19 protein-coding genes are annotated in these 26,654 nt (G+C 61.7%); 8 read left to right on the top strand and 11 right to left on the bottom strand.

From position 1 onward, the window contains the following. Positions 1-104: 104 nt before the first annotated feature. Entirely contained in the window at positions 105-1,577 is a 1,473-nt protein-coding gene (gene betB / locus ACIPZH_RS19215) for a betaine-aldehyde dehydrogenase (RefSeq protein ID WP_241805159.1), read from the bottom strand. A 38-nt stretch (positions 1,578-1,615) separates the two neighbouring features. Then, positions 1,616-2,272, bottom strand: coding sequence for a transcriptional regulator BetI (betI, locus tag ACIPZH_RS19210; protein ID WP_400624620.1), 657 nt, complete (start codon positions 2,270-2,272; stop codon positions 1,616-1,618). A gap of 476 nt (positions 2,273-2,748) precedes the next feature. Between betI and ACIPZH_RS19205 the strand changes: the two genes are divergently transcribed. Then, positions 2,749-4,752: a BCCT family transporter gene (locus ACIPZH_RS19205; RefSeq protein ID WP_400637379.1), complete on the top strand. Its 2,004-nt coding sequence runs from the start codon at positions 2,749-2,751 to the stop codon at positions 4,750-4,752. 119 nt (positions 4,753-4,871) lie between these two features. Further along, positions 4,872-9,539: a dermonecrotic toxin domain-containing protein gene (locus tag ACIPZH_RS19200; protein ID WP_400637378.1), complete on the top strand. Its 4,668-nt coding sequence runs from the start codon at positions 4,872-4,874 to the stop codon at positions 9,537-9,539. 5 nt (positions 9,540-9,544) lie between these two features. On the opposite strand, the gene ACIPZH_RS19195 is transcribed toward ACIPZH_RS19200, so the two are convergent. From ACIPZH_RS19195 to gpmI, 4 genes are all read right to left on the bottom strand, one after another. Then, a complete protein-coding gene (locus tag ACIPZH_RS19195) occupies positions 9,545-10,312 on the bottom strand; it encodes a divergent polysaccharide deacetylase family protein (RefSeq protein WP_400637477.1) in 768 nt (255 codons plus the stop codon). An 8-nt stretch (positions 10,313-10,320) separates the two neighbouring features. Further along, on the bottom strand, positions 10,321-11,643 hold the full coding sequence (locus ACIPZH_RS19190; RefSeq protein WP_267820405.1) for a S41 family peptidase: 1,323 nt from the start codon (positions 11,641-11,643) through the stop codon (positions 10,321-10,323). A gap of 92 nt (positions 11,644-11,735) precedes the next feature. After that, the gene (locus ACIPZH_RS19185; protein ID WP_400637376.1) at positions 11,736-13,022 is read right to left on the bottom strand and encodes a murein hydrolase activator EnvC family protein; all 1,287 of its coding nucleotides are present in this window, start codon (positions 13,020-13,022) and stop codon (positions 11,736-11,738) included. Between the two features lie 291 nt (positions 13,023-13,313). Beyond that, entirely contained in the window at positions 13,314-14,849 is a 1,536-nt protein-coding gene (gene gpmI / locus ACIPZH_RS19180) for a 2,3-bisphosphoglycerate-independent phosphoglycerate mutase (protein ID WP_400637375.1), read from the bottom strand. 206 nt (positions 14,850-15,055) lie between these two features. On the opposite strand from gpmI, the gene ACIPZH_RS19175 reads away from it, so the two are divergent. Genes ACIPZH_RS19175 through secB form a run of 3 tightly spaced genes read left to right on the top strand, consistent with a single transcriptional unit; the run spans position 15,056 to position 16,250 of the window. After that, the gene (locus ACIPZH_RS19175) at positions 15,056-15,469 is read left to right on the top strand and encodes a rhodanese-like domain-containing protein (RefSeq protein ID WP_012312353.1); all 414 of its coding nucleotides are present in this window, start codon (positions 15,056-15,058) and stop codon (positions 15,467-15,469) included. Position 15,470: 1 nt separating this feature from the next. Continuing rightward, positions 15,471-15,725, top strand: a complete 255-nt coding sequence (grxC, locus tag ACIPZH_RS19170) for a glutaredoxin 3 (RefSeq protein ID WP_267820411.1) — start codon at positions 15,471-15,473, stop codon at positions 15,723-15,725. A gap of 39 nt (positions 15,726-15,764) precedes the next feature. Further along, positions 15,765-16,250: a protein-export chaperone SecB gene (gene secB, locus ACIPZH_RS19165; RefSeq protein ID WP_012312355.1), complete on the top strand. Its 486-nt coding sequence runs from the start codon at positions 15,765-15,767 to the stop codon at positions 16,248-16,250. Between the two features lie 134 nt (positions 16,251-16,384). Here secB and trmL read toward each other — a convergent pair whose 3' ends face one another. Further along, positions 16,385-16,846, bottom strand: coding sequence for a tRNA (uridine(34)/cytosine(34)/5-carboxymethylaminomethyluridine(34)-2'-O)-methyltransferase TrmL (gene trmL, locus ACIPZH_RS19160; RefSeq protein ID WP_008093177.1), 462 nt, complete (start codon positions 16,844-16,846; stop codon positions 16,385-16,387). Here trmL and ACIPZH_RS19155 point away from each other — a divergent pair. After that, positions 16,845-17,282 (top strand): hypothetical protein, encoded by a 438-nt coding sequence (locus tag ACIPZH_RS19155; RefSeq protein WP_400637373.1) that lies wholly within the window; start codon positions 16,845-16,847, stop codon positions 17,280-17,282. The genes trmL and ACIPZH_RS19155 overlap by 2 nt on opposite strands. A 476-nt stretch (positions 17,283-17,758) precedes the next feature. On the opposite strand, the gene ntrC is transcribed toward ACIPZH_RS19155, so the two are convergent. The 4 genes from ntrC to glnA form a co-directional block, all read right to left on the bottom strand. Continuing rightward, positions 17,759-19,195 carry a nitrogen regulation protein NR(I) gene (ntrC, locus tag ACIPZH_RS19150; RefSeq protein WP_039603934.1) on the bottom strand — a complete coding sequence of 479 codons (1,437 nt, stop codon included), beginning with the start codon at positions 19,193-19,195 and terminating at the stop codon, positions 17,759-17,761. Continuing rightward, entirely contained in the window at positions 19,192-20,277 is a 1,086-nt protein-coding gene (gene glnL, locus ACIPZH_RS19145; protein WP_046784991.1) for a nitrogen regulation protein NR(II), read from the bottom strand. The genes ntrC and glnL overlap by 4 nt, the downstream gene beginning before the upstream one ends. Positions 20,278-20,532: 255 nt before the next feature. Then, positions 20,533-21,075 (bottom strand): chorismate mutase, encoded by a 543-nt coding sequence (locus tag ACIPZH_RS19140; RefSeq protein ID WP_400637371.1) that lies wholly within the window; start codon positions 21,073-21,075, stop codon positions 20,533-20,535. A 150-nt stretch (positions 21,076-21,225) separates the two neighbouring features. Beyond that, positions 21,226-22,632, bottom strand: coding sequence for a type I glutamate--ammonia ligase (gene glnA / locus ACIPZH_RS19135; RefSeq protein ID WP_060480427.1), 1,407 nt, complete (start codon positions 22,630-22,632; stop codon positions 21,226-21,228). 472 nt (positions 22,633-23,104) lie between these two features. On the opposite strand from glnA, the gene thiI reads away from it, so the two are divergent. Together thiI and typA are read left to right on the top strand one after the other, a co-directional pair. Continuing rightward, positions 23,105-24,559: a tRNA uracil 4-sulfurtransferase ThiI gene (thiI, locus tag ACIPZH_RS19130; protein ID WP_267820421.1), complete on the top strand. Its 1,455-nt coding sequence runs from the start codon at positions 23,105-23,107 to the stop codon at positions 24,557-24,559. A gap of 126 nt (positions 24,560-24,685) precedes the next feature. Beyond that, positions 24,686-26,506 (top strand): translational GTPase TypA, encoded by a 1,821-nt coding sequence (typA, locus tag ACIPZH_RS19125; protein ID WP_267820423.1) that lies wholly within the window; start codon positions 24,686-24,688, stop codon positions 26,504-26,506. Positions 26,507-26,654: the final 148 nt, after the last annotated feature.

Raw genomic sequence — 26,654 nt, 5'->3', positions numbered from 1 at the left:
AAGCAGCCGTGGGAAACTCGCGGATGGATGAGCCTGCAAGGGCCGGTGGCGTTACGCCGACCGGCTCTTTCTTGCAGCTTGCAGCTTGCGGCTTGCGCTGTCGGTCAGAAGACCGACGCGTAGCCGCCCAGTTCGACCTGAACCGACTTGATGCGCGTGTACTGAGCCAGCGAGCTGACGCCGTTTTCACGGCCGACGCCCGACTGCTTGTAGCCACCGACCGGCATTTCGGCCGGCGATTCACCCCAGGCGTTGATCCAGCAGATGCCGGCTTCGAGCTTGTGGATGATGCGGTGGGCGCGGGTGATGTCGTTGGTGCACACGCCTGCGGCCAAGCCGTATTCGGTGTCATTGGCGCGGCGGATGACTTCTTCTTCGGTTTCGTAGGTGAGGATACTCATCACCGGGCCGAAGATTTCTTCCTTGACGATGGTCATGTCGTCGGTGCAATCGGTGAACACGGTCGGGGCCACGAAGGCGCCCTTGGCGAAATCACCTTCGGTCAGGCGCTCGCCGCCACACAGCACGCGGGCACCTTCTTGCTTGCCCTTGGCGATGTAGCCCAGCACGCTTTCCATGTGCTGGAAGCTGACCAGCGGGCCGAAGTTGGTGTTTTCGTCTTCCGGGTTGCCGGCGCGAATGCGGGCAACGCGCTCGGCGATCTTGGCTTCGAAGGCCGCTTTCATCTGGGCTGGAATGAACACGCGGGTGCCGTTGGTGCAGACCTGGCCGGAGCTGTAGAAGTTGGCCATCATGGCGATGTCGGCGGCCTTGTCCAGGTCGGCATCGGCGCAGATGATCAGCGGCGACTTGCCGCCCAGCTCCATGGTGACTTCCTTGAGCGAGGAGCTCGAAGCGCTGGCCATGACCTTCTTGCCGGTGGTGGTGCCGCCGGTGAAAGAGACTTTCTCGATGCGCGGGTGTTCGGTCAGCCAGGTGCCGACTTCGCGGCCGCTGCCGGTCAGAACGTTGAACACGCCGTCCGGCAGGCCGGCTTCGGTGTAGATCTCGGCCAGCTTCAGGGTGGTCAGCGAGGTGACTTCCGAAGGCTTGAAGATCATCGCGTTGCCGGCGGCCAGGGCCGGGGCGGACTTCCACAGGGCGATCTGGATCGGGTAGTTCCAGGCGCCGATACCGACGGTCACGCCCAGCGGCTCGCGGCGGGTGTAGACGAACGAGCTTTCACGCAGCGGGATCTGCTCGCCTTCGATGGCCGGTACCAGGCCTGCGTAGTATTCCAGTACGTCGGCGCCGGTGACGATGTCGACATAACGGGTTTCGGAGTACGACTTGCCGGTGTCCAGGGTTTCCAGCATGGCCAGCTCGTCGTTGCGCTCACGCAGGATGTCGACGGCACGGCGCAGGATGCGCGAACGCTGCATGGCAGTCATTGCGGCCCAGACTTTCTGACCGCGCTCGGCGCTTTCGACGGCTTTCTCGACGTCGGCCTCAGTGGCGCGCTGGACGTGGGCCAGAACTTCGCCGGTCGCCGGGTTGATGGCTTCGAAGGTGGCATCGCTGCCAGCGTCGACATAACCGCCGTCGATGTAGAGTTTTTGCGTTCCGAAACGGGCCATAGTGTCCTCGCAAGTGCAGTGTGTGAGTGGCTTTCGCGTCACGCTCCGGCCGGCTGGGCAAGGGCTGTGCGCATTTTTTCAGAGGCCGGTGGTTGCGTGTCCGGGCGCTTCTGTTTAGCCAGTTGTAGTTCCAGGTATTCGTAAGCGATCTGTATCGCCTGGCTGGTGTCGAAGGCATCGCCCGACAGCGCTCCACGCAGCCACAGCCCGTCGATCAAGGCAGCCAGGCCGCGGGCGGCGGTGCGCGCTTCATCGAGCGGCATGGCGCGGCGGAACTGGCAGCACAGGTTGGAATACAGGCGGTGATCGTTGATCCGCTGCAACCTGTGCAAGGACGGCTGGTGCATGCTGGAGGCCCAGAAGGCCAACCAGGTTTTCATTGCCGGGCCATTCACCTGGCTGGCATCGAAGTTGCCATCGATGATCACCCTCAGGTGGGCTCGCGGGCTGTCGTCGGTCAGTGCCTGGCGACGGGCGATCACGCCCTCGTTGAGCATGTTCATGATGTGGCGCATCGTCGCCGCGATCAGGCCGTTCTTGTCCTGAAAGTAGTGACTGATGATGCCGTTCGACACACCGGCCAAACGGGCAATCAGCGCAATGCTGGCATCTCCCAGGCCGACCTGATCGACTGCTTGCAGCGTCGCTTCGATCAATTGCTGGCGGCGGATGGGTTGCATACCGACCTTGGGCATCTTGCTATCTCCTCAGGCCTGACGAGCAGACAACGTGCGGCTGACTCGGCGAGGACCAGTCTATTTTGTTTTGATTGAACGTTCAATCAATAAAGAATAAGCTCTGCGACAATTTGTGCCATTGACAGCTTCCAAGGCTGTTTCGGTGGCACGGATTGACACCCCAGGAAATCGCGTAACCCCCGTATTACAAGGTGTTGACGGGTATTAGCGATGCGAAATGCAGATTCTGCTCAACGGCCATGCGCCTGCGGCAGGCCCTTGGAGCGGGCGGGGTGCTCTGTGACGAATGCGCGCACCCAACTGATTTGGCGAGGCATTTGCGCAGACCACCTGTCTGGTTTTGCAACGTTTTTATTCGGGATCACGGTTTCCAAGTTGCTTTTATAACACCTGATGCAGTGGGGGTATTCCACCAATTGCTCGGGAAAAGACTGATTAGCCTCCACAGCCGCACTGCCCGGAGCATTCGTGCAATGAGTTCTGCCTCCCTTACCAAACCCCCCGCCGAGAGGGTACGGGTCAATCGCGTGGTGTTTTACACCTCCGCGCTGATGATCCTCGTTCTGACTGCCTTGCTTATCGCTGTTCCCGAAACCGCCGGTCAGGTACTGGGCGTGGCCCAGAAGTGGCTGACACGCACCTTCGGCTGGTATTACATGCTGGTGATCTGCGGTTACCTGCTGTTCGTCGTTTACCTGGCGTTCTCCGACTACGGCAAGCTCAAGCTTGGCGGCAAGGATGACCTGCCCGACTTCAGCTACGGGGCCTGGGCCGGCATGCTGTTCTCCTCCGGTATCGGTATCTCGCTGCTGTACTTCGGCGCCTCTGAGCCGCTGGACCACTACTTCAATCCGCCGGAAGGCACCCCTGCCAGCCTCGAGGCCGCGCGCCAGGGCCTGCAACTGACCTTCCTGCACTGGGGGCTGCATGGCTGGGCGATCTACGCTCTGGTCGGGCTGGCCGTAGGCTACTTCGCCTACCGCCACAACCAGCCGCTGGCACTGCGCTCGGCCCTGTATCCGCTGGTCGGTGAGCGTTGGGTCAGGGGGGCCGCCGGTAACGCCGTGGACATCTTCGGCATGTTCGTCACCTTGCTGGGCCTGGTGACCAACCTCGGGATCGGCGCGATGCAGGTGTCTTCGGGCCTTGAATACCTGTTCGGCATGGACCATAGCCAGACCAACCTGCTGGTGGTGATTCTGGTCATGGCCGGGGTGGCCACGGTGGCCGCGGTGTCGGGTGTGGAAAACGGCATTCGCCGCCTGTCCAACCTGAACATCATGCTGTTCAGTGGCTTGCTGATCTTCGTGCTGCTGGGCGGCGAGACCCTGCACCTGCTCAACGGCCTGGTGCAGAACGTCGGCGACTACCTCAACGGCATCGTGCTGAAGACCTTCGACCTTTATGTCTACGAAGGCGAGGCCGGCAAATCTGAGCGTTGGTTGGGCCTGTGGACCGTCTTCTACTGGGCGTGGTGGATCTCCTGGGGGCCGTTCGTGGGCATGTTCATTGCGCGGATCTCCAAGGGCCGTACCGTGCGCCAACTGGTCTGCGGCGTACTGCTGATTCCGTTGGGCTTCACCCTGGCCTGGTTGTCGATCTTCGGTAACACCGCGCTTGACCTGGTGATCAACCAGGGCGCTGTGGAGCTGGGCAAGACCGCGCTGGAACAGCCGTCGATGTCGATCTACCAGCTGCTGGAATATTTCCCAGCCGCCAAGATCGTGATCGGTGTGGCGGTGTTCGTCGGCTTCGTGCTGTTCCTTACCCCGGCCGACTCCGGCGCGGTGATGATGGCCAACCTGTCATGCAAAGGTGGCAAGGTCGACGAAGATGCCCCGCACTGGATGGTGGTGTTCTGGTCGGTGATCATCACCCTGGTCACCATCGGCCTGCTGTTCGCCGGTAACTTCGAAGCCATGCAGACCATGGTGGTGCTGGCGGGCCTGCCGTTCTCGGTGGTGCTGGTGCTGTTCATGTTCGGCCTGTACAAGGCCATGAAGCAGGACGTTGCCGTGGAGCAGGAGCGTGCCGAGCTGGCTGCCCGCGGCCGCCGCGGTTTCAGCGAGCGCTTGAGCCAGCTTGAGCTGCAACCGACCCAGGCTGTGGTGCAGCGCTTTATGGACAAGCAAGTCAGCCCGGCCCTCAAAGAGGCGGCCGAACAGCTGCGCACCCTGGGCTTCGATGTCGAGAGCCGTGTTGGCCAATCGCGCAACATGATGGGCCTGCGGGTGATGATGGAAGAGGGCAACCCTTTCGTTTACGAAGTGAGCCTGGACGGTTACATGGCCGCACCGAGCGAGGCGCCGGTCGAAGGCGAGCCCGAGGTGCGCCAGCGCTTCTATCGCGCCGAAGTGTACCTGCACGATGGCAGCCAGGAGTACGACCTGATGGGCTTCGCGCCCGAGCAGATCGTGCGTGATGTACTGGACCAGTTCGAGAGCCATCGACAGTTGCTGGGCCGCGTCTACAGCTGACGCGGCTAGCCCTTGCGCGGCCGGATGCCTGGCCCCGCAAGGGCTACAGCTTTATGTAACGCAGCGTACCCAGCCCCTTGGCACATCCTTGCGCTCCATTTGCCGCGAGGAAGCCGTCCATGCCCATCCAGCCAAGTGCTGTTCCTGACTTTCGTCGGTCAGTCGCTGCCGAGTTTCTCGATCGTCCCACCTTGCGTAGCGTTCTGAGCCAGCAGGTTCTCGAATTGCTGGTCCCCTGGCATGCCGCGCTGGCGGGTGCCGGGCTGCCCGATGCCGAAGCGCTCATACTCAACATTCCTGCCCAAATTGCGTCCGGCCCACAGACCTACGATGCCTGGACACCCCGGCCACTGTTGGAGGTCATGCTTGAAGCATTGCACGCCCGTCAGCCACTGGCGTCGTTGGGGGCTGATGGTGGGGATTTCCTGCTGGCGGTCCGGGAGCCGTGGTTCCTGCGTGACCAGGCGGGTAACCCGTTGCCGTTCGGGACGATCTCGATCGGCGCCCAAATGGCTGCGCTGGATGACCTGCTGCTCATGCTCGCGGACCGCTTCTGCCAAGCGCAGGTCGATTTCTGGAAGGCGCCAGGCAGTCAGGGCGTAAGCCGTGACCTGTGGCTGCAGCACCTGCTCAAGAGGGCGTTGTTGCACAATTTGCCACTGCAGGGGCTGGACCAACAGCAACGTCAGTGCTTGCTGAGCCTGCTGAAGAATCACGGCGCCACACCTGCGGTATTTCTGGTCCAGGTGCAACTCGATGACGATGTTCAGTGGCTGCCCAACCTGCTGGTCAGTGGCGAGTGGGACGAGCGCGAAGTGTTTTTGTGGTGCGCCCCCTCCAGCCTGGTGAAGGCATTTGACTCGCTCGATCTGTTTGCTGAAGCGTTAAGGGCCGAGCTTGCCGAGCATCAGCGCTTCAAGGCCATGGTATGGCACCGCTATGAGCTCGAAGGCGACGTTTTTGCCCAGCAAAGCAGCCTGTTGCTGGAGATCATGCTCGATGACATCGCACGTTTGCGTTATGCCGAGTTGCCAGAGGGTTCGTTGCTTGAAACGGGCTTTGCTGCCCTGAGTGACCCCGCGCGCTGGTTCATCGAAGGTTACGGCCAGGCCAGTGATGCACAGATCCCGCTGCCGCCTGGCCTGCGCCATGGCAGTGCGGCGAATGGTTTTGCCTATCAGCGGGGCGTGTTCGAACTGGCGTTGGCGCAGGCTCAGTCCGAAGGCGTTGGGGCGCTCGATGATGTGCTCGATTTGCGCAGTTTCACCCGGCGGGAGCTGCGCACGCAGATGCTTGTCGATTTTCCGCTCGAAGCCAATTATTTCCCGGATGACCTGCTCCTGCACCTGCCCACCCATGTCGGCTGGCCCGGTGGTGCTGGCGTCGGGCCGGGTGGTTGGACGACTGAGCCCCACCGCATGAGCTTGACCGAGTTCGCCATCGGTAATCTCTGGTCGCTTCATAACGCGCAGCTTACCGCCATCACCCATCGTGAAAACCAGTTGATCATGGACTGGATGAACGTCGACTACGTCAAGTCGCTGGTGCAGCGGGTCGACATCGGCAAGCACTACCCCATTTACGTCGCGCAGAAGCTGGACGACCCCGCTACACAACCCGAGCGGATCAAACGCTTTGGCCGTGAATGGCGGTGCTCACTGCTGTTCAGCGCGCTCTATGCCCGCATGCAGGGCGAGCTGAGCGACGCCGGCTTGCAGTGCGTTACAGACTTTTGCCATGGCTACCTTGACCCGCAATTGCCAGCGCTGATGTTGATGCCGCTGGCCTTCAAGCGCGGGGCGGGCGAGGTCGAGCCCGATACCGTCAGTGGCATGTATGTCCTGTTCGCCACGGAGCCTGCACGGGTTTTGCTGTATCGGCCGCTGTACAGCGCAAAGCCTCTGCTGGAGTTTGCCAGCCTGGACCTGATGATGGACGCAATCCGCAGGCCCGGGCCATTGCAGGACAGCATCCTTGCGTGGATGCCGTCGGCCTCGCGTGCCGTCTACGCCTATGGCGGCTTCTACGAGCCGCATTGGTCAGGGCCTATCCTGGACAGCCAGCTACTGCCTGCGCGAGGGTACCCGCCAACATTTGCAGCGCAGTTCTGGCGTGATGAGGTCGATGCAAGACTGTACAAGGCCAATCGCGACCTGTTGGTTGAGTTGGCCGACCGCGAATCGGTTTCCAACGCCGAGAGTCGCTGGGCGATTCTCGTTCAAGGGGCCTGGCTGTTGTTCGATGTGGTGACGTTGATCTTGCGTGGGCCTGTTGCCAGCGTTGCCTGGCTGGTCCAGGCCATTGCCGGGTTGCACAACGACCTGTCGGCCTTGCGCGATGGCAGTGCGTTCGAGCGCAGTACCGCTGTGGTCAACGTGTTGCTCAACGCTTGCATGGCCTTGATGCATTTGCGTTTACCGCAGTTCCCCCTGGGCGAGCCTGTACGCAACCTTCCCCGCCGGAGCGCAATGCCCGCATTGGGTGATGCAGAAGCACTGGTGGCGCCCGTACAAGGCAAGGTCGCTGCGCCGGGAGTGCTGGCGCAACATGGCTCGACCCGTCTGGATTTTTCCTGGCGCGGCACTCAGGGGTTCAATGTGCTGTCGCCGCAGCAGCGCACCGTGGTGTTCGGCCTGCGCGTCGAGCAATCGCTGGAAGGCCTGGAACCGCTTGCAGAGGGGCCTGGCCGCGGGTTGTACCGCGTGGGTGAGCACTACTACCTCACGTTGGGTGATGGGGTGTACCGGGCCACCTTTGAGGAGCAAGGCCTGCGCATGGTCGGTGCCGACGGTGCCATGGGGCCCTGGTTGGCGTTCGAGCACGGCCAATGGCGTGTGGATCGTGGTTTGCGCTTGCGTGGCGGCATGCCACGCAGCCGCCTTGAAGCCTTGAAAGAGGAGAACCGCAAGAAAGCCGAACAACTCAAGAACGAAGAAGCTGAATTGGCCCGGCATCACAATGCGTTGGCCGAAACCCTGAACAGGCATCGCGACCTGCTCAATGAGAAGGACGAGCGCATCGCGGTGCTGGAAGCGGTGACTGAACCGGACGAGTTGACCCTTCGCGAGCTTGAATTGACCCGGCGTCTGCGCAAGCAGATCAATCTGAAAATCATCTACGAAGTCAAAGGCGTGGTCGAGGCTTCACTCAAGCATGAGCAAGTGGTCAACAGCCTGTACAACATGCGCCACGACGATGCAGCCTACAGCATCGCCCTCACCGCGCAGCGCAGCCTGATCCGCCAGAGCCTGATCGAGAATATGTCCATCTTCTACAACGAGATGGCCATGATCATCAATGCAGAGGACCTGGAAAACCTCGCCCAGCAGCTTGTCATCCACCCAGAGAGTGAGGCCGAGATCAGCCAGTACCTGCAATTTCGCTCTGCCTTGGAACAGGTCATCAAATGGGAGGTGGATCTGGTCGACATGTCCCGGTTGCTGGACACGCTGCTCGAAGAAACCCTCAAAGACGACACGTTCGTGTTCAGGAACGAAGACACGCAAGCGCGCATCAACAAAGACCACGAGCTCAAGAGCACCATCGAGGCGCGGCGGTTGTCGGCCATCGACCTTGATTTCCGTCTGCTTCAAGACCTGGCCGAAGCCAGCCTGGAAAGACGGGCCGATGTTGAGGAGCGGGTGTTATCGCAATACCTCGACTACCTGGCCGGCGACAGCCTGAAGAGCGCGGGCAACGCGCATGGCGACCTGGCGGGAAGCGAGCTGTCGCTGGCCGAGCGGATCGAGGTGTTGACCGGCATCCTGGAGGGCTACGAGGAGGCTGCGGCAATGGCCGACTACCTCGGCAGTGTGGGCGGCGCGGCGATCAGGCAGGAGTCGCTGCAACTGTACAAGAAAACCTTGCACGGGTTGCAGCGCGCTGCCCAAGGCGACCTCGCCCAGGCAGTGCGCGAGCACGAACTCAGCGAGCCCGCCCCACCGCGTCCGACGGTCTATGCCCCGCGCGGTGGGCGGCGCCAGCTGGTCAGGACTCACCGCGGGCGCAAGGTACTCGCTCAGGAAGTCGAGGTGGATGGTGTCGCCCTCGTCCAGCAACGTGATGAGCGTACCCAGCATGTACTCAAGACCTTCCACCAGCGTGGTGGCGAGTGGGTCGAGGATGCGCCGCAACCTACAGAGTCTGAGCCGCCATTCTCCCCACTGGAACCTCGCCTGGCGCGCAAGCGTGCACAGGCCCTGCTTGCAGAGGTCGAGCGGATCATCAAGCTGGCCAGAAGCTTCTTTCAGGCAGAGCAGCCCAACAGTCTGGCCACGGTCATCGACGGGCATCTGGACAAAATGCGTAATGCCCTGAGCACGTTGCCAAGGATGAGCCCCGAAGATGCCTTGTTCGAAAGTCTGGGTGAGGGTATCGAGCGCTTGCAGGCTACCCGCCGCGACCTGTTGACCGGTATCTATCTGTCCACCGATCACCCCGACGCCCGGAGCCTGCAATTTCTGCTCGACAACCACCAGGTCACTGTCCAGCGCGCCGGGCCACGCAAGGCATTGGCAGCAGGTGACTACCTGGATGTCTACGAGGTCAGGCGCCAGCCGCGGGCCGGCCAGGTTCAGGGTGATGGGCTGTGGGAGGCACACTTCCACTACCCGGACATCGGCACCCCGGGGCGGCAGTTCAGCAAAGGGCACCTGAAACTGTGGGCGCAGCGCAAACTGGGACGCCTGGCGCAACTGCGGGCTGCGACCAGCGGCGAAGACCTGGTCGCTATTTACCGGGGAGATTTACGCCTGGCCCAGGTGGAGGGGCTGATCCCCTTCGACTGAATGGCTCAGCGATTGCTGTAGCGGCCGTGCTTGCCATGGGCAGGCATGGCCTGATTGCCGCGTTCTGCAATCATCTGTGCCAGTGATACCAGCTCGATGCCCTGGCTGCGCAGCCGGGGCATTTCCTGTTCCAGCACCTGCAGGGTTTGCGGGTAAGGGTGCCCGATCAGCACCGCCGAGCCTTGCCGACGTGCCAGTGCCACGCCTTGCTGCAACTGTGCGGTGATGGCCTCTGTGGTACGGACGTCGTCCAGAAACACGTCACGCGAGACTTGCCCAAGGGCCTGTGCCTGGGCCTCGGCGGCAGCGACGGTGGCAGCACTGGTGCGGCTGTCCACGAAAAACAGATGCCGCCGCTGAAGCTCACCCATCAGCCAGGTCATGGCGCTACGCTGGGCGGTCATGCGGCTGCCCATGTGGTTGTTGACGCCGGCGGCGTAGGGCACCTTGGCCAAGGCCGCGTCCAGTCGCCTGGCGAGCTCTGGTAGGGCGATCTCCGGGTGCCAGGCATAGGGCCCGGTGGCGGGGTCCATGGGCATGTGCAGGATTACCGTCTTGCCTGCCTGGTGCGCCTGGCGGGCGAACTCGGTGGCGTGTGGGGTATCCGGCATGATCGCCATCGTCACAGGGCCAGGCAGCGCGAGCGTCCTGCTGTCGCGCTCGGTGCTCTGGCCCAGGTCGTCGATGATGATGCTCATGTAGGCCTTGCTGGCCGGGGCCGCGTGGGCACATGCGGCTGCCAGGCACAACAGCACGGGCAGCAGATACCGCAGCGGATGAATCATTTGCCGGAGGTGATGTTCAGCCCCTTGAGCAGGCTGAGCGCCTGGCTCAGCTGGAAGTCATCATCTTGCGGGCGCTCCTTGCGCTTGCTGCTGCCGGTCGGGCGGTCAGCACCCCCGTTGCCGTTGCCCAGGTGGCCCTGCAGGTCGGCTTCCTTGAAGTTCTCGGTATCCACCTCTGCGGTGAGCTTGGCCGGGCGCACCTCAATGTCCGGGACGATGCCCTGTGCCTGGATCGAACGGCCATTAGGGGTGAAGTACAGCGCGGTGGTGAGCTTCAGGGCTCGGTCGTTGGCCAGCGGCAGCACGGTCTGGACCGAGCCTTTTCCGAAGCTGTCGGTGCCCATCAGCACGGCGCGTTTCTGGTCTTGCAGGGCGCCGGCGACGATTTCCGAGGCCGAGGCGCTGCCGCCGTTGATCAGCACTACCAATGGCACGGCCTCACTGGCATCGGCCGGGTCAGCGGAGAAGCGCAGTTCGGAGTTGGCGATACGGCCTTTGGTGTACACGATCAGGCCCTTGGTCAGGAAGTGGTCGGCCACTTCCACCGCCGACTGGAGCACGCCACCGGGGTTGTTGCGCAGGTCCAGCACAACGCCGCGCAGTTTCTTGCCATTGTCCTTGCGCAACTTGGCCAATGCTTTGCCCACTTCGTCCCCGGTCTTGACCTGGAACTGGGTGATGCGGATGTAGCCGTAGTCGTTTTCCAGCAACTGGCTTTTCACGCTCTTGACCTGGATCACGGCACGGACCAGGTTCACATCGAACGGGGTGCCGCCGTCACGTACCAGGGTCAGGGTGATCTTCTCGCCGACTTTGCCGCGCATCTTGTCGACCGCTTCGGTCATGCTCTGGCCACGGGTCGGCGCACCGTTGATCTTGACGATCAGGTCGCCAGCCTGCACGCCAGCGCGCGAGGCGGGGGTGTCATCGATGGGCGAGACCACCTTGACGAAGCCGTCTTCCTGGCCGACTTCGATACCCAGGCCACCGAACTCGCCACTGGTGCTTTCCTGCAGCTCCTGGAAGTCCTCGGGGCCAAGGTAGGCCGAATGTGGATCGAGGTTGCTGAGCATGCCTTTGATGGCGTTCTCCAGCAGCGTCTTGTCGTCTACCGGCTCGACATAGGCCGCTTTGATGCGGTCCATGACCTCGGCGAAGGTGCGCAGCTCTTCCAGTGGCAGCGGCGCCCTGGCGGTCACCTCGGTGGCTGGCACCGCGGCAGGCTTGGCCGGCGCCGGCTCGGCAGCGATGGCCAAAGGCATACCAGTCGCCAGGGCGATGGTCAGGGCCAGCTGGGTGAGACGAGGCGAGTGCAGCATGTCGAACGAACTCCTGATCCTGTAGGCGCTCCTTGGGGAGCATCGGCCCAGCGTGGGGCGCCAGGCCGTAAAAAAGTGACTAGGGTTGAAGCTTAACCTCTGCACCACTGGGAAGGGTCGGTGGGCCGGCCCTGCTGGCGGATGGCGAAGTACAAGCCGGCGGCATCCTGGCCGCCGCTGTCGCCAACGGTGGAAATGGCCTCGCCGGCCTTGACGATGTCTCCGGCGCTCTTGAGCAGGCTCTGGTTGTGGCCGTACAGGCTCAGGTAACCATTACCATGGTCGAGAATGACCAGAAGTCCAGCGCCGCGCAACCAGTCGGCGAATACCACGCGCCCGCCGTGCACGGCGCGTACCTGGGTGCCGGGGTTGGCGCTGATCATCACACCGTCCCACTTGGCTCGGGCATCGCTGCCACGGGCGTCACCGAAGCGTGCCAGCAATCGACCATTGACCGGCCATGGAAGTTTGCCCCGTGCGGCAGAAAAAGCACCGCCGTAGGTTGTGCTGTCGCTGGACACCAAGGGGCCGAGGGTGGTGCGCGCCTTTTTTGGTGGTTCGCTGTCCTGCTGTGCGGTCAACGCTTGCTGCTGTCGGCGCTTCTGGGCCTCCTGCTCGGCCAGCAGGGCCTTCTTGCGCGCCTCCTCGGCCTCCCGGGCCTGGCGGGCCAAGGTTTCCTCGATGGTCTTGAGCACCTTGGCAAGGTCCGCCTGGTCCTGTTCACGGGCCTGCAGCTTCTTGTCGCGGTCTTTCATGTCACTGTTGAGCTTGGCCAGTACCTGCTGACGTTTGCCACGCTCGGCTTCCAGGGCCTGGCGGCGGCTGTCGAGGTCGGCGCGCTGGGCCAGCAACTGTTCTTGCTGGCGAGAAATGTCCTGTTCGACATTGGCCAGCTGGCGCAGGGTTTCGTTGAAGGCACGCAGTTGCTCCGTGCGCGCCTTGCTCAGGTAGTCGTAGTAGCTGAGGGTGCGGGCGAACTTCTCTGGGTTCTGTTGGTTGAGCAGCAGCTTGAGGTATTCCTCGCGGCCATTGTTCTGGTAGGCGGAGCGCGCCTGAATGGCGATCAGTCGTTGTTGTTCAATGCGCGAGCTCTGGAGTTTTTTTTTCTCGGTATCAAGGCGCTCCAGCTCGCCCTCGGTCTTTTTTAGTTGTTGCTGCAGAGCCTCCACCTGCTTTTCGAGGTTGCCGATGTCGGTCTCGGTGGCTTTGAGGTCTTTCTGCACGCCGGATTTTTCTTCCTGGAGCTTGCCCAGCGTCTTCTTGAGCTCGGCGATGTCCTGGCGGGTGGCGTCCAGTTGTTGCTGGGTCTGAGCGCGCTCGTCGGCGAAGGCCGGGCTGAGCAGGCAAGACAGGGCTAGGAAGATCAGGGCGCGAAGCATGAGGTTGGGCGTACCAAGGATGGAGACTGGCCTAGTATGCCCGCCCGGGCCTGCAAAAAAAACGCCTCACGGCGTCAGCGGTAAGTTTCAAGCTACAAGCCGCAAGAAAAAGCGGGTGCTGGGTCAATACCGGTAGTCAAGCGCTTTGGGGCCGCTTTGCGCCCCATCGCCGGCAAGCCGGCTCCCACCGGTTGGAGCCGGCTTGCCGGCGATGGGCTGCGTAGCAGCCCCAAATAGCGAACTGCCTGGCACAAGACTCCAGGCTTTCTCTTGCAGCTTGCAGCTTGCAGCTTACCCGTCGACCAAAATCGAGCTACCCGTCATCTCCGCAGGCTTTTCCAGCCCCAGCAGCTTGAGCATGGTCGGCGCCACGTCGGCCAGCACGCCGCCCTCGCGAACCTTGACCTGGCGTTTGCCGACATAGATGAAAGGCACCGGCTCGGTGGTGTGGGCCGTGTGCGCCTGGCCGGTGCACTCGTCTTCCATCTGCTCGACGTTGCCGTGATCTGCAGTGATCAGCGCTTCGCCGCCCACCTTGTCCAAGGCCTCGACGATGCGACCGACACAGCCATCCAGGGCTTCGACGGCCTTGACCGCGGCTTCGAACACGCCGGTATGGCCGACCATGTCACCGTTGGCGTAATTGACCACGATCACGTCATAGCGCTGCTGCTCGATGGCCTCGACGATGCGGTCGGTGACCTCTGGGGCGCTCATCTCCGGTTGCAGGTCGTAAGTGGCGACTTTCGGCGATGGGATCAGAATGCGCTCTTCGCCTTCGAACGGCTCTTCGCGCCCCCCGGAGAAGAAGAACGTGACGTGTGCATACTTCTCGGTCTCGGCGATGCGCAGTTGGGTCTTGCCGTGCTTGGCCAGGTACTCACCCAGCACGTTGTTCAGGCTGGCCGGGGCAAACGCCGCAGGGGCGGGGATTTTCGCCGAGTACTGGGTCAGGCCGATGTAGGCAGCCAGTTTGGGCAGGCGGGCCCGTGGGAACTCGTTGAAATCGGCTTCGACGAACACGCGCGACAGCTCACGGGCGCGGTCGGCGCGGAAGTTCATGAAAATCACGGCATCGCCATCTTCGACCTTTACCGCTTCGCCGATACGCGTGGCCTTGACGAACTCGTCGCTCTCGCCACGCGCATAGGCCGCTTCGAGCCCGGCAGTGGCGCTGTCTGCGGTGTGTTCGGCAACGCTGTCGACGATCAGGTTGTAGGCAGCACTGACGCGGTCCCAGCGGTTGTCGCGGTCCATCGCGTAGTAACGGCCGATCAGGCTGGCGATACGGCCTTTGCCGAGCTTGGCAAAGGTCGAATCGAGCAGCTCGATGGACGACTGCGCACTGCGTGGCGGGGTGTCACGACCGTCGAGGAATGCGTGCAGGTAGATCTTGTCGGCACCACGCTGCGCGGCCAGTTCGGCCATGGCAATCAGGTGGTCCTGGTGGCTGTGGACGCCGCCGTCGGAGAGCAGGCCGAGAATGTGCACGGCCTTGCCGGCACCTGCAGCCTGGTCCACCGCGCCTGTCAGCACCGGGTTTTCGAAGAACTCGCCGTCGCGGATGGCCTTGGTCACGCGGGTGAAGTCCTGGTAGACGACACGGCCGGCGCCCAGGTTCATGTGACCGACTTCGGAGTTGCCCATCTGCCCGTCCGGCAGGCCGACATCCATCCCCGAACCGGAAATCAGGCCATGCGGCGCTGTGGCGCGCAGGCGATCATAGACCGGCGTGTTGGCGGCGTAGATGGCGTTGTATTCGGGGCTTTCGCTGTGGCCGAAGCCATCCAGGATGATCAGGACCAGGGGTTTGGGCGTACTCGTCATCAATCAAACTCACGGTTGTTCAAAGATGATAAAGACACGCATTTTAGGGCAAATGCGCCACCTGCGGCGAATATTCGTCCTGTTCCCTGACCAGCGTGGCGCCCGCAGCAACATGAAGGTAGCTTCCCCGCCGGCCTGTCGGGCTTTGGCGGTGTTGGGGGGCTGTGTATACTGGCCGGCATTTTCAATCGCCTGGAACACCGCTGATGGTTGCTCACCTGATTCAATTCGCGACAGATCACTACATCCTGGTTGCGATCTTCGTTGTTCTGCTGGTCCTGCTGCTGCTCAATGAAATCCGCCGCGGCGGCCAGAGCCTGAGCAATGGCCAACTGACCGCTCTGGTCAACGCCGAGAAAGGCCTTGTGATCGATATCCGCCCTGCCAAGGAGTACTCCGCCGGCCACATCGTCGGTGCTGTGAACATCCCGCAGGACAAGGTCGCCACTCGCATGACCGAACTGGACAAGCACAAAGAGAAGACCCTGATCGTCGTCGACGCGATGGGCCAGCAGTCCGGCACCATCTGCCGCGAACTGCTCAAGGCTGGTTACAACGCTGCCAAGCTGAGCGGTGGCGTTTCCAGCTGGAAAGCCGATAACCTGCCCCTGGTGAAGTGATATGAACGACGTCATCGTCTACTCCAGCGACTACTGCCCCTACTGCATGCGCGCCAAGTACCTGCTCCAGAGCAAGGGCGTGGCCTTCGAGGAAATCAAGGTCGACGGCCAGCCGCAAGTGCGCGCCGAGATGAGCCAGAAGGCCGGCCGGACTTCGGTGCCGCAGATCTGGATCGGCAGTACCCATGTCGGTGGCTGCGATGACCTCTACGCCCTGGAGCGCGCCGGCAAGCTCGACGCGCTGCTCAAGGCCTGATTTGCACTGCATTCAAAAACATTAGGATAAGGATCTGCCATGACTGACCAACAGACCAACGGCGCAGCAGCCGAAGACAACAGCCCTCAGTTCTCCATGCAGCGTATCTACGTGCGCGACCTGTCGTTCGAGGCCCCGAAAAGCCCGCAGATCTTCCGTCAGACCTGGGAGCCGAGCGTTGCCCTGGACCTGAACACCAAGCAGAAAGCCCTGGAAGGCGACTTCCACGAGGTGGTGCTGACCCTGTCGGTAACCGTCAAGAATGGTGACGAAGTGGCGTTCATCGCCGAAGTTCAGCAGGCCGGTATCTTCCTGATCAAGAACCTCGACGCCTCTTCCATGAGCCACACCCTGGGTGCGTTCTGCCCGAACATCCTGTTCCCGTACGCCCGCGAGACCCTGGATAGCCTGGTGACCCGTGGTTCGTTCCCGGCCCTGATGCTGTCGCCGGTCAACTTCGACGCCCTGTACGCGCAAGAGATGCAGCGCATGCAGGAAGCCGGCGAAGCGCCGACCGTGCAGTAAGCGCTGCCGGTATCGAAAAGCGCCTCTCGGGGCGCTTTTTTGTTGCCTGTTCGGGGATCATCGCGGGCACGCCCGCTCAGGTGTGGCGTCAGGTGTTGAACAAGGCCGGCGCCAGCTCCAGTACAGGCACTGCATCAGCTCCCGGCAAACCCTTGCTGGCGCCACGCCTCATACACCGTCACCGCGACAGTGTTGGACAGGTTCAGGCTGCGGCATCCAGGCCTCATCGGCAGGCGCAGGCGCTGTTCGGCCGGCAGGCTGTCCAGCACCTCGGCGGGCAGGCCGCGGCTCTCGGGCCCGAACAGGAAGGCATCGCCGGGCTGGTAGGCGACTTCATGAAAGGGGTGCGAGCCCTTGGTGGTGAAGGCGAACAGCCGTGGGTTGCCAAGGCTTTCCAGGCATCCGGCCAGGCTTTCGTGGCGCTTGAGCGTGGCATACTCATGGTAGTCCAGCCCTGCACGGCGCAGCCGTTTGTCGTCCAGCTCGAAGCTGATCGGTTCGATCAGGTGCAGGTCGCAACCGCTGTTGGCGCAGAGGCGAATGATGTTGCCGGTATTCGGCGGAATTTCAGGTTGAAAAAGGATGACGTGAAACATGCACGGCTCCAAGCATGAAGATGGTGCACATTCTACCCCCGAACCCGAGTCGCGTTCGAAGGCCTTGCCGCGTGTGATGCTTTCGCTGGCGATCGTCGGCGTGATGGTCGGCCTGATGATCGGCCGCCTCACCACCCCAGAAGAGCGTGTGCTCGAGCAGGTGGAGGTGGTGCAGGATGGGTTGGACCTGTGGTTCCGCGACGAGCCGAAGCTGCATGGCGAGAATGTCGAGGGGACTGTCGCCGTACTGTTCCAGGCCCAGGGCAAGGCCCAGCGCGGGCAACTGACCCTGCAGGGCAAGCCGGTGAGCTGGCGTTTGCAGAAAACTGACGAAGGGTTGCTGCTGAGCGTGATTGCCGCGCGCCCTCTGCGGGGCGAATGGGCCGGTGCAGAGGACGCGGGGCGCTGGCGGGTGCGGGTGCGGCTGCACGAATAAAAGAGGGGATGTCCCGGCCTGCCTGTACCAGGGTCCCCAAAGCTTGCGTTACTGCGTGTAAAAGAGGGATTCCCGGCCTGCCTGTACCGAGGTCCCCAAAGCTTGCGTCACTGCGTATAAAAGAGGGGATTCCCGGCCTGCCTGTACCGAGGTCCCCAAAGCTTGCGTTACTGCGTGTAAAAGAGGGGATTCCCGGCCTGCCTGTACCGAGGTCCCCAAAGCTTGCGTTACTGCGTATAAAAGAGGGGTTCACCCGGCCTGCCTGTACCGAGGCCCCCGAAACTGGAGATGTAGTACCTATTGCAGGTGGCGTGCCAGTTTTGAAAGTCCGGAAACATTGGGTTTCAGGGCGATCTGGCCGGGTTTTGAGGGGATTTGTGCCTTGGCGCGGTGCAGTTGGCACAGCTTCGGTGCATGGGCTAGAAATGGCTGGGGCCGCAAAGCGGCCCCAACGGTGTTACTGAGTCAGCGGGAAGTCAGTGATCATCGCCCTCATCGTCATCCCCGCCATCGACGTTCATCCCCAGTTCCTTGATCTTGCGGGTCAGGGTATTGCGCCCCCACCCCAGCAGCACCGCGGCATCCCGGCGACGCCCGGCAGTGTGTTTGAGCGCCGTCTCGATCATGATCCGTTCGAAGCTGGGCACGGCGCTGTCGAGCAGGTTGGATTGCCCTCGGGCCAAGGCCTGGTCGGCCCATTGGCGCAGCGCCTGCTCCCAGTTGGTCACCGGTGCCGCGTCCTGCGGAAGGTTGAGCAGCTCGGGTGGCAGGTCGCCGACCAGCACTTCACGGCTGGACGCCATGACGGTGATCCAGCGGCAGGTGTTTTCCAGCTGGCGGACGTTGCCAGGCCATGGCAGGTTGCGGATGAATTCTTCGGTTTCCGGCTTGAGCAGCTTCGGCTCTACGGCCAGCTCCTGAGCCGCGCGGCCCAGGAAGTGGCGTGCCAGTGCTGGGATGTCCTCGCGGCGGTCGGCCAGGCGCGGGATATGAATACGGATTACGTTCAGGCGATGGAACAAGTCTTCACGGAACTTGCCAGCCTGTACCAGTGACTCGAGATTTTGATGGGTCGCAGCGATGATTCGCACATCGACCTTCACGGGCACATGGCCGCCCACACGGTAGAACTCGCCATCGGCCAGTACACGCAGCAGGCGTGTCTGAGTATCGGCAGGCATGTCTCCGATTTCGTCGAGGAACAAGGTGCCGCCGTCCGCTTGCTCGAAGCGGCCGCGTCGCAAGTTGGCCGCGCCGGTGAAGGCGCCTTTTTCGTGGCCGAACAGCTCCGACTCCATCAGGTCCTTGGGAATGGCGGCCATGTTCAAGGCAATGAACGGTGAGGCAGCCCGCGGGCTGTGGCGGTGCAGGGCGTGCGCCACCAGCTCCTTGCCGGTACCGGACTCGCCGTTGATCAGTACGGTGATGTTGGAGTGGCTCAGCCGACCAATGGCACGGAACACCTCCTGCATCGCCGGAGCTTCACCGATGATTTCCGGGGTACGCGCCAGGGCCTGGGGCACATCGAGGCCTTGCTGTTCCTGCGCATGCTGGTTGGCGCGCTTGACCAGCGAGACCGCCTCATCGACGTCGAACGGTTTGGGCAGGTACTCGAAAGCACCGCCCTGGTACGACGCGACTGCGCTGTCCAGGTCGGAATGGGCGGTCATGATGATGACCGGCAGACGCGGGTGTTGGTCGCGAATCTGTGCCAGCAGGTCGAGGCCGCTGGCGCCCGGCATGCGAATGTCGGAAATGATCACGTCCGGCTGTTGCCGGGCCAGGCGGCCCATCACCCCATCAGCGCTGTCGAAGCTCTGGGTGGTCATACCCTCCTGTTGCAGGGCTTTTTCCAGGACCCAGCGGATGGAGCGATCATCGTCGACGATCCATACGGTTTCACTTCGGCTCATGAGGCGGTGGCTCCTTGTTCCAGTGGCAGGAAGATCGAAAAGGCCGTGTGGCCGGCGTGGCTTTCACACTCGATCAGGCCCTGGTGCTGGCTGATGATGTTCTGGGTAATGGCCAGGCCCAACCCGGTACCGTCCGGGCGGCCACTGACCATGGGATAGAAGAGCGTGTCTTGCAGTTCACTGGGGATGCCGGGGCCGTTATCGATGATCTCGACGCGGGCCACCAGGCGGTGGCGCACATGGCCGATGGTGAACTGGCGCATCGCGCGGCTGCGCAGGGTGATGCGGCCCAGGCGCAACTCGTTCTGCGAGCTGATCGCCTGCATCGCGTTGCGCACGATATTCAGCACCGCCTGGATCATCTGCTCGCGGTCGATCAGTACGTCCGGCAGGCTCGGGTCGTAGTCACGCACCAAAGTGATGCATCCTTGGCTTTCTGCGTCGACCAGGCTGCAGACCCGCTCAAGGACTTCGTGAATGTTGGTCATGGCCAGCGATGGCAGCTTGTTCGAACCGAGCATGCGGTCGACCAGGTTGCGCAGGCGATCGGCCTCTTCGATGATCACGTTGGTGTAGTCGCGCAGGCCATCTTCGGGCAATTCCCGGGCCAGCAGTTGCGCCGCGCCACGGATGCCACCCAGCGGGTTCTTGATCTCGTGGGCGAGGCCGCGGACCAGCATCTTGGTGGTTTCCTGCTTGCTCAGCTGGGCTTCTTCCTTGGTGATGCGCAGCAGGCGGTCACGCGGGTGTACCTCCAGCAGCAGCAGGGTGTTGCCCTGGTGCAAGATGGGTGTCACGGCATAGTCGACCGTGATGGTCTGCCCGGTCAGCGAGGTCAGTTGGGCTTCGCGCTTGGTGAACGGGTGCGCCTGTTCGACCGCCTGGCGCAGCGAGTTGAGCGCCTCGGACGATTCGGTGAACAGTTCACTGATGAACTGCCCATGGCTGCGCTGGCCACTCACGGCCAGGAGCATTTCCGCAGCCGGGTTCATGTACTCCAGGCGCAGCTCGGCGTTGAGCAAGAGCGTAGCTGTGGTCAGGTTGTCCAGAAGCAGACGGTGCTGTGCATCGCTGATGGTCATAAGGCGTCGTTGACCTCTTTTGGCGCTGGCGGGTCCTTGGTCGGGCCAAGGACGAGCGCGCTATGGATCCGCTGATGCCTGGAAAATGCAAGAAACAAACCAAGGCTCCGAAAAGAAGCGGAATTCTCTGATAAAGACCTGTAATTGCGCTTATTCGGAACAGAAGACTCTGATTTACCGTTTCACGTGACCTATTTTGGTGTGATAGGCGGCGCAATGCGTGACATTGCGCACCAATATAGAGCATAGCCGTGGCTAGTGTTCGACACACAGCTGTGAGGTGGCGCGCACCAGCGCCTGGTGGCGTAAAGGGTCGTTGGTGCGTCGCGCCAGGGCGCGGGCGAGTTCTTGCCTGCAGTCTGGGTAACGTTGCTGGTCAAACCGGGCCAGTTCGAACAGTAGCGTCGCCTGGAGTTGGTCCAGGCGGGGGCGAATCTGGTTGGCAAGGTCGAGCGGTTTAGCCGGCGGGCGTTGCCCTAGCATTGCCCAGCGATCGCGCAGGGTGTACTGGATCAGCTTGTTGGCTTCGATCTGGTCAGCGAAGAACGCAGCGGCGCGCTCAGGGCTCAGGTCGTAGTCCGGTGCCATCTGTTGGACACCTGACAGCACCTGCCGCTCGCGTTCGGGGGCCTCCACGGGCAAGTGGTGGTCCCATTTGTGTACCGCTACCGAGGTGGCCAGGTCGAGGCGCTGCTCGATACTGGAAAGCAAGGGCTGGAATTCGGGTTCAGAAGGCGATGATGCCTGGCAGCCGAGAAGGCCGAAGGTGATGACGAGCACAAAGGTGGCGCGTTGCATGGTGATCTCCTGTGGATGGAGACCTGATTGTGGATTTGGATGGCGAGTTCTGCTTGTAGGATGCGTCCGATTCGGGCAGTCGAAAAACAAAAACGGCCTTCAGAAGAAGGCCGTTTTCGGTGATTTCATCGACGCCAGGCGCCGATCAGATCAGCAGCTGTAGTACAGCTCGTATTCCAGCGGGTGCACGAAGGTACGGACTTTGATCTCTTCTTCGGACTTCAGCTCGATGAAGGCATCGATGAAGTCGTCGGAGAACACGCCGCCCTTGGTCAGGAACGCACGGCCTTTATCCAGCTCTTCCAGCGCTTCTTTCAGGCTGCCGCAAACTTGCGGGATATCTTTCGCCTCTTCAGGCGGCAGGTCGTACAGGTTCTTGTCGGCAGCATCGCCTGGGTGAATCTTGTTCTGGATACCGTCCAGGCCAGCCATCAGCAGGGCGGCGAAAGCCAGGTACGGGTTGGCCGATGGGTCCGGGAAGCGCGCTTCGATACGGCGGGCTTTAGGGCTGCCGACGTAAGGAATACGGATCGAGGCCGAACGGTTGCGTGCCGAGTAGGCCAGCATTACCGGGGCTTCGAAGCCTGGAACCAGACGCTTGTAGGAGTTGGTCGACGGGTTGGTGAAGCCGTTCAGTGCCTTACCGTGCTTGATGATACCGCCGATGAAGTACAGGGCAGTTTCGGACAGACCGGCATAGCCTTCACCGGCGAAGGTGTTCTTGCCTTCTTTCCAGATCGACATGTGCACGTGCATGCCCGAGCCGTTGTCGCCGTACAGTGGCTTCGGCATGAAGGTGGCGGTACGGCCGTATGCGTCGGCAACGTTGTGCACGACATACTTCAGGGCCTGTACTTCGTCAGCTTTCTTCACCAGGGTGTTGAACTTGACGCCGATTTCGTTCTGGCCGGCAGTCGCCACTTCATGGTGGTGAACTTCAACGGTCTGGCCCATTTCTTCCAGGGCGTTGCACATGGCAGTACGGATTTCGTGGTCGTGGTCGAACGGCGGAACTGGGAAGTAGCCACCTTTGACGCCTGGACGGTGGCCTTTGTTGCCGCCTTCCACGTCAGCGCCAGTCATCCACGAGCCTTGCTCGGAGAAGATCTTGAACATCGAGCCGGAGATGTCCGACTGGAACTTCACTTCGTCGAAGATGAAGAACTCAGGCTCTGGGCCGGCGAAGACGGTGTCACCGATGCCGGTGCTCTTGAGGTACTCTTCAGCGCGCTTGGCGATTGCGCGTGGGTCGCGATCGTAGCCCTGCATGCTCGAAGGGTCGACGATGTCGCAGGTGATGATCAGGGTCGGCTCTTCGGTGAACGGGTCCAGGACGGCGGTCTCGTCGACCGGCATCAGGATCATGTCGGAGGCTTCGATGCCTTTCCAGCCAGCGATGGAGGAACCGTCGAACATCTTGCCGACTTCGAAGAAGTCTTCGTCCAGGCCATCACGCGCTGGCATGGTCACGTGATGCTGAGTGCCTTTGGTGTCCGTGAAACGCAGATCAATCCACTTGACGTCATGATCTTTGATGAGTTGAACCGACTTCGACATGTTGTCCTCCGGATGGTCTAGAGCGCGGTGGGCCGCTGCCCTGGAAAAAAGGGTGTTGCCGGGCGCGGATAGTCGGCCAAGCTTACCTGCCTCACAAGGGAGCAAATTGCATGCCAGTGCCCGAAAATGGCGAGGCCGGGATAAAAAGGGGCGTTTACGGGCATTTGAGGCCGGGTTGTCGGGGAAAAGTGCACCCTTACGATGCGGTTTTTGTTACCGGCGCACCAATTGCGTGCACAGTTGGGGCCGTGTGCTTCCTTTAGGGGCTTAGTCGCCTGCACGCCTGCTCGCACAGATCAGGCGCCCGTCGTGAGGCCTGCCGATGTCCCCCAGGTGCTGGCTTGCCGGCGATGAGGCCAGTACCGGCAATATAAATCCGACCTTCTGTACAAAAGTTGGTCAAATCCTGAGCAATTTCCGATATAATTCGCGCCCCTCATTTTTCGGCAGGCCCTGCGCGCGCTGTTAACCAATGAAACTTATCGTCAAAGTCTTCCCAGAAATCACCATCAAGAGCCGGCCGGTGCGCAAGCGCTTCATCCGCCAGCTCGGCAAGAACATCCGCAACGTGCTCAAGGACCTCGACCCTGAGCTCGCGGTCGATGGTGTCTGGGACAACCTCGAAGTGGTCACCCGCGTCGAAGACGAAAAAGTCCAGCGCGAGATGATCGAGCGCCTCACCTGCACCCCGGGGATCACCCACTTCCTGCAGGTAGAGGAATACCCGCTCGGGGACTTCGACGATATCGTCGCCAAGTGCAAGCAGCACTTCGGCCACTTGCTCGCCGGCAAGTATTTCGCCGTGCGTTGCAAGCGTGGCGGCCACCATGACTTCACCTCGATGGACGTCGACCGTTACGTGGGTAGCCAGCTGCGCCAGCAGTGCGGCGCCGCCGGCATCGAGCTCAAGCAGCCTGAAGTGACGGTGCGCATCGAAATCCGCAACCAGCGCCTGTACGTGATCCACAATCAGCATCAAGGCATCGGCGGCTACCCGCTGGGGGCCCTGGAGCAGACCCTGGTCCTGATGTCCGGCGGTTTCGACTCCACCGTGGCGGCCTACCAGATGATGCGTCGCGGCCTGATGACCCATTTCTGCTTCTTCAACCTCGGCGGCCGGGCCCACGAACTGGGCGTGATGGAAGTGGCCCACTACCTGTGGAAAAAGTACGGCAGCAGCCAGCGCGTACTGTTCATCAGCGTGCCGTTCGAAGAAGTGGTCGGCGAGATCCTCAACAAGGTCGACAACAGCTACATGGGCGTGACCCTCAAGCGCATGATGCTGCGCGGCGCTGCGCGCATGGCCGATCGTCTGGAAATCGATGCGCTGGTCACCGGCGAGGCGATCTCCCAGGTGTCCAGCCAGACGCTGCCGAACCTGTCGATCATCGACTCGGCCACCGACAAGCTGGTGCTGCGCCCATTGCTGGCCAGCCACAAGCAGGACATCATCGACCAGGCCAACGAAATCGGCACCGCCGACTTCGCCAAGCACATGCCTGAATATTGCGGCGTGATCTCGGTGAACCCGACCACCCATGCCAAGCGTCACCGCATGGAGCATGAAGAGAAGCAGTTCGACATGGCCGTGCTGGAGCGCGCCCTCGAACGTGCCAAGTTCATCTCGATCGACCACGTGATCGACGAGCTGGGCAAGGACGTGGAAATCGAGGAAGTCAGCGAAGCATTGCCAGGCCAGATCGTGATCGACATCCGCCACCCTGACGCCCAGGAAGACGAGCCTTTGGTGCTCGAGGGTATCGAAGTTCAGGTGATGCCGTTCTACGCGATCAACAGCAAGTTCAAGCAGCTGGATGAAACCCGCCAGTACTTGCTGTATTGCGACAAAGGTGTGATGAGCCGATTGCACGCACACCACCTGCTCAGTGAGGGACATGCCAATGTGCGTGTTTATCGTCCGGCATAAGACCCCAGGGCTGTATGGCGGCAGCATCCGCCATCGCCCTCCCGACCGCCGGGCCCGCTGAGCCTTTTACCTTCATATTGGCCGCCTAGACTGGCGGCAACCGAATCCTCTGATCGAGATACAGTTGTGATCGAAAATCTGCGTAACATCGCCATCATCGCCCACGTTGACCATGGTAAAACCACCCTGGTCGACAAACTCCTGCGTCAGTCCGGCACCCTGGAACGTAACGAGCTCAACGACGAGCGCGTAATGGACTCCAACGACCAGGAAAAAGAGCGTGGCATTACCATTCTGGCGAAAAACACCGCCATCAACTGGAACGGCTACCACATCAACATCGTCGACACCCCCGGCCACGCCGACTTCGGTGGCGAGGTTGAGCGTGTAATGTCCATGGTCGACTCCGTGCTGCTGCTGGTCGACGCCCAGGACGGCCCTATGCCGCAAACCCGCTTCGTGACCAAGAAGGCCTTCGAAGCCGGCCTCAAGCCGATCGTCGTGATCAACAAGGTCGACCGTCCGGGCGCACGTCCTGACTGGGTTCTGGACCAGATCTTCGACCTGTTCGACAACCTCGGTGCAACCGACGAGCAGCTGGACTTCAAAGTGGTCTACGCCTCGGCCCTGAACGGCATTGCCGGCCTGGACCACACCGCCATGGCCGAAGACATGACCCCGCTGTACCAGTCGATCGTCGACAACGTACCCGCGCCGGACGTTGACCGTGAAGGCCCGTTCCAGATGCAGATCTCGGCACTGGACTACAACAGCTTCCTGGGTGTCATCGGCGTTGGCCGTATCGCCCGTGGCCGCGTGAAGCCGAACACCCCGGTCGTCGCCATCGACACCAACGGCAAGAAGCGTAACGGCCGTATCCTCAAGCTGATGGGCCACCACGGCCTGCACCGCGTCGACGTCGAAGAAGCCCAGGCTGGCGACATCGTCTGCATCAGCGGTTTCGACGAGCTGTTCATCTCCGACACCCTGTGCGACCCGACTGCCGTCGAAGCGATGAAGCCGCTGACCGTTGACGAGCCAACCGTTTCGATGACCTTCCAGGTCAACGACTCGCCGTTCTGCGGCAAGGAAGGCAAGTTCGTCACCAGCCGTAACATCAAGGACCGTCTGGACAAAGAGCTGCTGTACAACGTTGCTCTGCGTGTTCAGGAAACCGATTCCCCTGACAAGTTCAAGGTATCGGGCCGTGGTGAACTGCACCTGTCGGTACTGATCGAAACCATGCGCCGTGAAGGCTTCGAGATGGCCGTGGGCCGTCCTGAAGTGATCATCCGCGAAGTGGATGGCGTCAAGCAGGAACCGTTCGAGAACGTCACCATCGACATCCCTGAGGAATCCCAGGGCAAGGTGATGGAAGAGATGGGTCTGCGTAAAGGCGACCTGACCAACATGGTTCCGGATGGCAAGGGCCGTGTTCGCCTGGAGTACAACATTCCAGCCCGTGGCCTGATCGGCTTCCGTAACCAGTTCCTGACCCTGACCAACGGTGCAGGCATCCTGACCTCGATCTTCGATCGCTACGACACCATGAAGTCGGGCCAGATGTCCGGCCGCCTCAACGGTGTACTGGTATCGGTCGAGACCGGTAAGGCGCTGACCTACTCCCTGGAAACCCTGCAGGCGCGCGGCAAGCTGTTCGTCGAGCACGGCCAGGAGATCTACAACGGTCAGATCATCGGTCTGAACAGCCGTGACAACGATCTGGGCGTGAACCCGACCAAAGGCAAGAAGCTCGACAACATGCGTGCTTCGGGCAAAGACGAAGTCATCGCCCTGGTTCCGCCAGTTCGCCACACCCTCGAACAGGCCCTGGAATTCATCCAGGATGACGAGCTGTGCGAAGTCACGCCGAAGTCGATCCGTCTGCGCAAGAAGATCCTGGACGAAGGCGAGCGTACCCGCGCTGCCAAGAAAGCCAAGAACTGAGTTAGCTCAGGCTGAATGAAAACGCCCCCGGTCGAAAGGCCGGGGGCGTTTTTGTTGTGCGCCAGGCATGGCGCGTTGCGCGTCAGCGCAACCCGCTTGGCTGTGGTGGCCGAGTGGGTGACTTGGAGGTGAAAGTCCTCTACACACC

Source organism: Pseudomonas sp. NPDC089758, assembly GCF_044748705.1.
GTDB lineage: Bacteria > Pseudomonadota > Gammaproteobacteria > Pseudomonadales > Pseudomonadaceae > Aquipseudomonas > Aquipseudomonas putida_X.
This window is presented reverse-complemented; position numbering and strand designations above follow the sequence as displayed.

What these genes read in the sequence shown, in the direction of transcription:
- gpmI (WP_400637375.1), bottom strand. Translation starts at nt 14,849, where the DNA reads ATGACGAGTACGCCCAAACCCCTGGTCCTGATCATCCTGGATGGCTTC.
- ACIPZH_RS19185 (WP_400637376.1), bottom strand. Translation starts at nt 13,022, where the DNA reads ATGCTTCGCGCCCTGATCTTCCTAGCCCTGTCTTGCCTGCTCAGCCCG.
- ACIPZH_RS19175 (WP_012312353.1), top strand. Translation starts at nt 15,056, where the DNA reads ATGGTTGCTCACCTGATTCAATTCGCGACAGATCACTACATCCTGGTT.
- glnL (WP_046784991.1), bottom strand. Translation starts at nt 20,277, where the DNA reads ATGACCATCAGCGATGCACAGCACCGTCTGCTTCTGGACAACCTGACC.
- grxC (WP_267820411.1), top strand. Translation starts at nt 15,471, where the DNA reads ATGAACGACGTCATCGTCTACTCCAGCGACTACTGCCCCTACTGCATG.
- betI (WP_400624620.1), bottom strand. Translation starts at nt 2,272, where the DNA reads ATGCCCAAGGTCGGTATGCAACCCATCCGCCGCCAGCAATTGATCGAA.
- ACIPZH_RS19155 (WP_400637373.1), top strand. Translation starts at nt 16,845, where the DNA reads ATGCACGGCTCCAAGCATGAAGATGGTGCACATTCTACCCCCGAACCC.
- ACIPZH_RS19140 (WP_400637371.1), bottom strand. Translation starts at nt 21,075, where the DNA reads ATGCAACGCGCCACCTTTGTGCTCGTCATCACCTTCGGCCTTCTCGGC.
- glnA (WP_060480427.1), bottom strand. Translation starts at nt 22,632, where the DNA reads ATGTCGAAGTCGGTTCAACTCATCAAAGATCATGACGTCAAGTGGATT.
- ACIPZH_RS19200 (WP_400637378.1), top strand. Translation starts at nt 4,872, where the DNA reads ATGCCCATCCAGCCAAGTGCTGTTCCTGACTTTCGTCGGTCAGTCGCT.
- betB (WP_241805159.1), bottom strand. Translation starts at nt 1,577, where the DNA reads ATGGCCCGTTTCGGAACGCAAAAACTCTACATCGACGGCGGTTATGTC.
- thiI (WP_267820421.1), top strand. Translation starts at nt 23,105, where the DNA reads ATGAAACTTATCGTCAAAGTCTTCCCAGAAATCACCATCAAGAGCCGG.
- ACIPZH_RS19205 (WP_400637379.1), top strand. Translation starts at nt 2,749, where the DNA reads ATGAGTTCTGCCTCCCTTACCAAACCCCCCGCCGAGAGGGTACGGGTC.
- ntrC (WP_039603934.1), bottom strand. Translation starts at nt 19,195, where the DNA reads ATGAGCCGAAGTGAAACCGTATGGATCGTCGACGATGATCGCTCCATC.
- trmL (WP_008093177.1), bottom strand. Translation starts at nt 16,846, where the DNA reads ATGTTTCACGTCATCCTTTTTCAACCTGAAATTCCGCCGAATACCGGC.
- secB (WP_012312355.1), top strand. Translation starts at nt 15,765, where the DNA reads ATGACTGACCAACAGACCAACGGCGCAGCAGCCGAAGACAACAGCCCT.
- ACIPZH_RS19190 (WP_267820405.1), bottom strand. Translation starts at nt 11,643, where the DNA reads ATGCTGCACTCGCCTCGTCTCACCCAGCTGGCCCTGACCATCGCCCTG.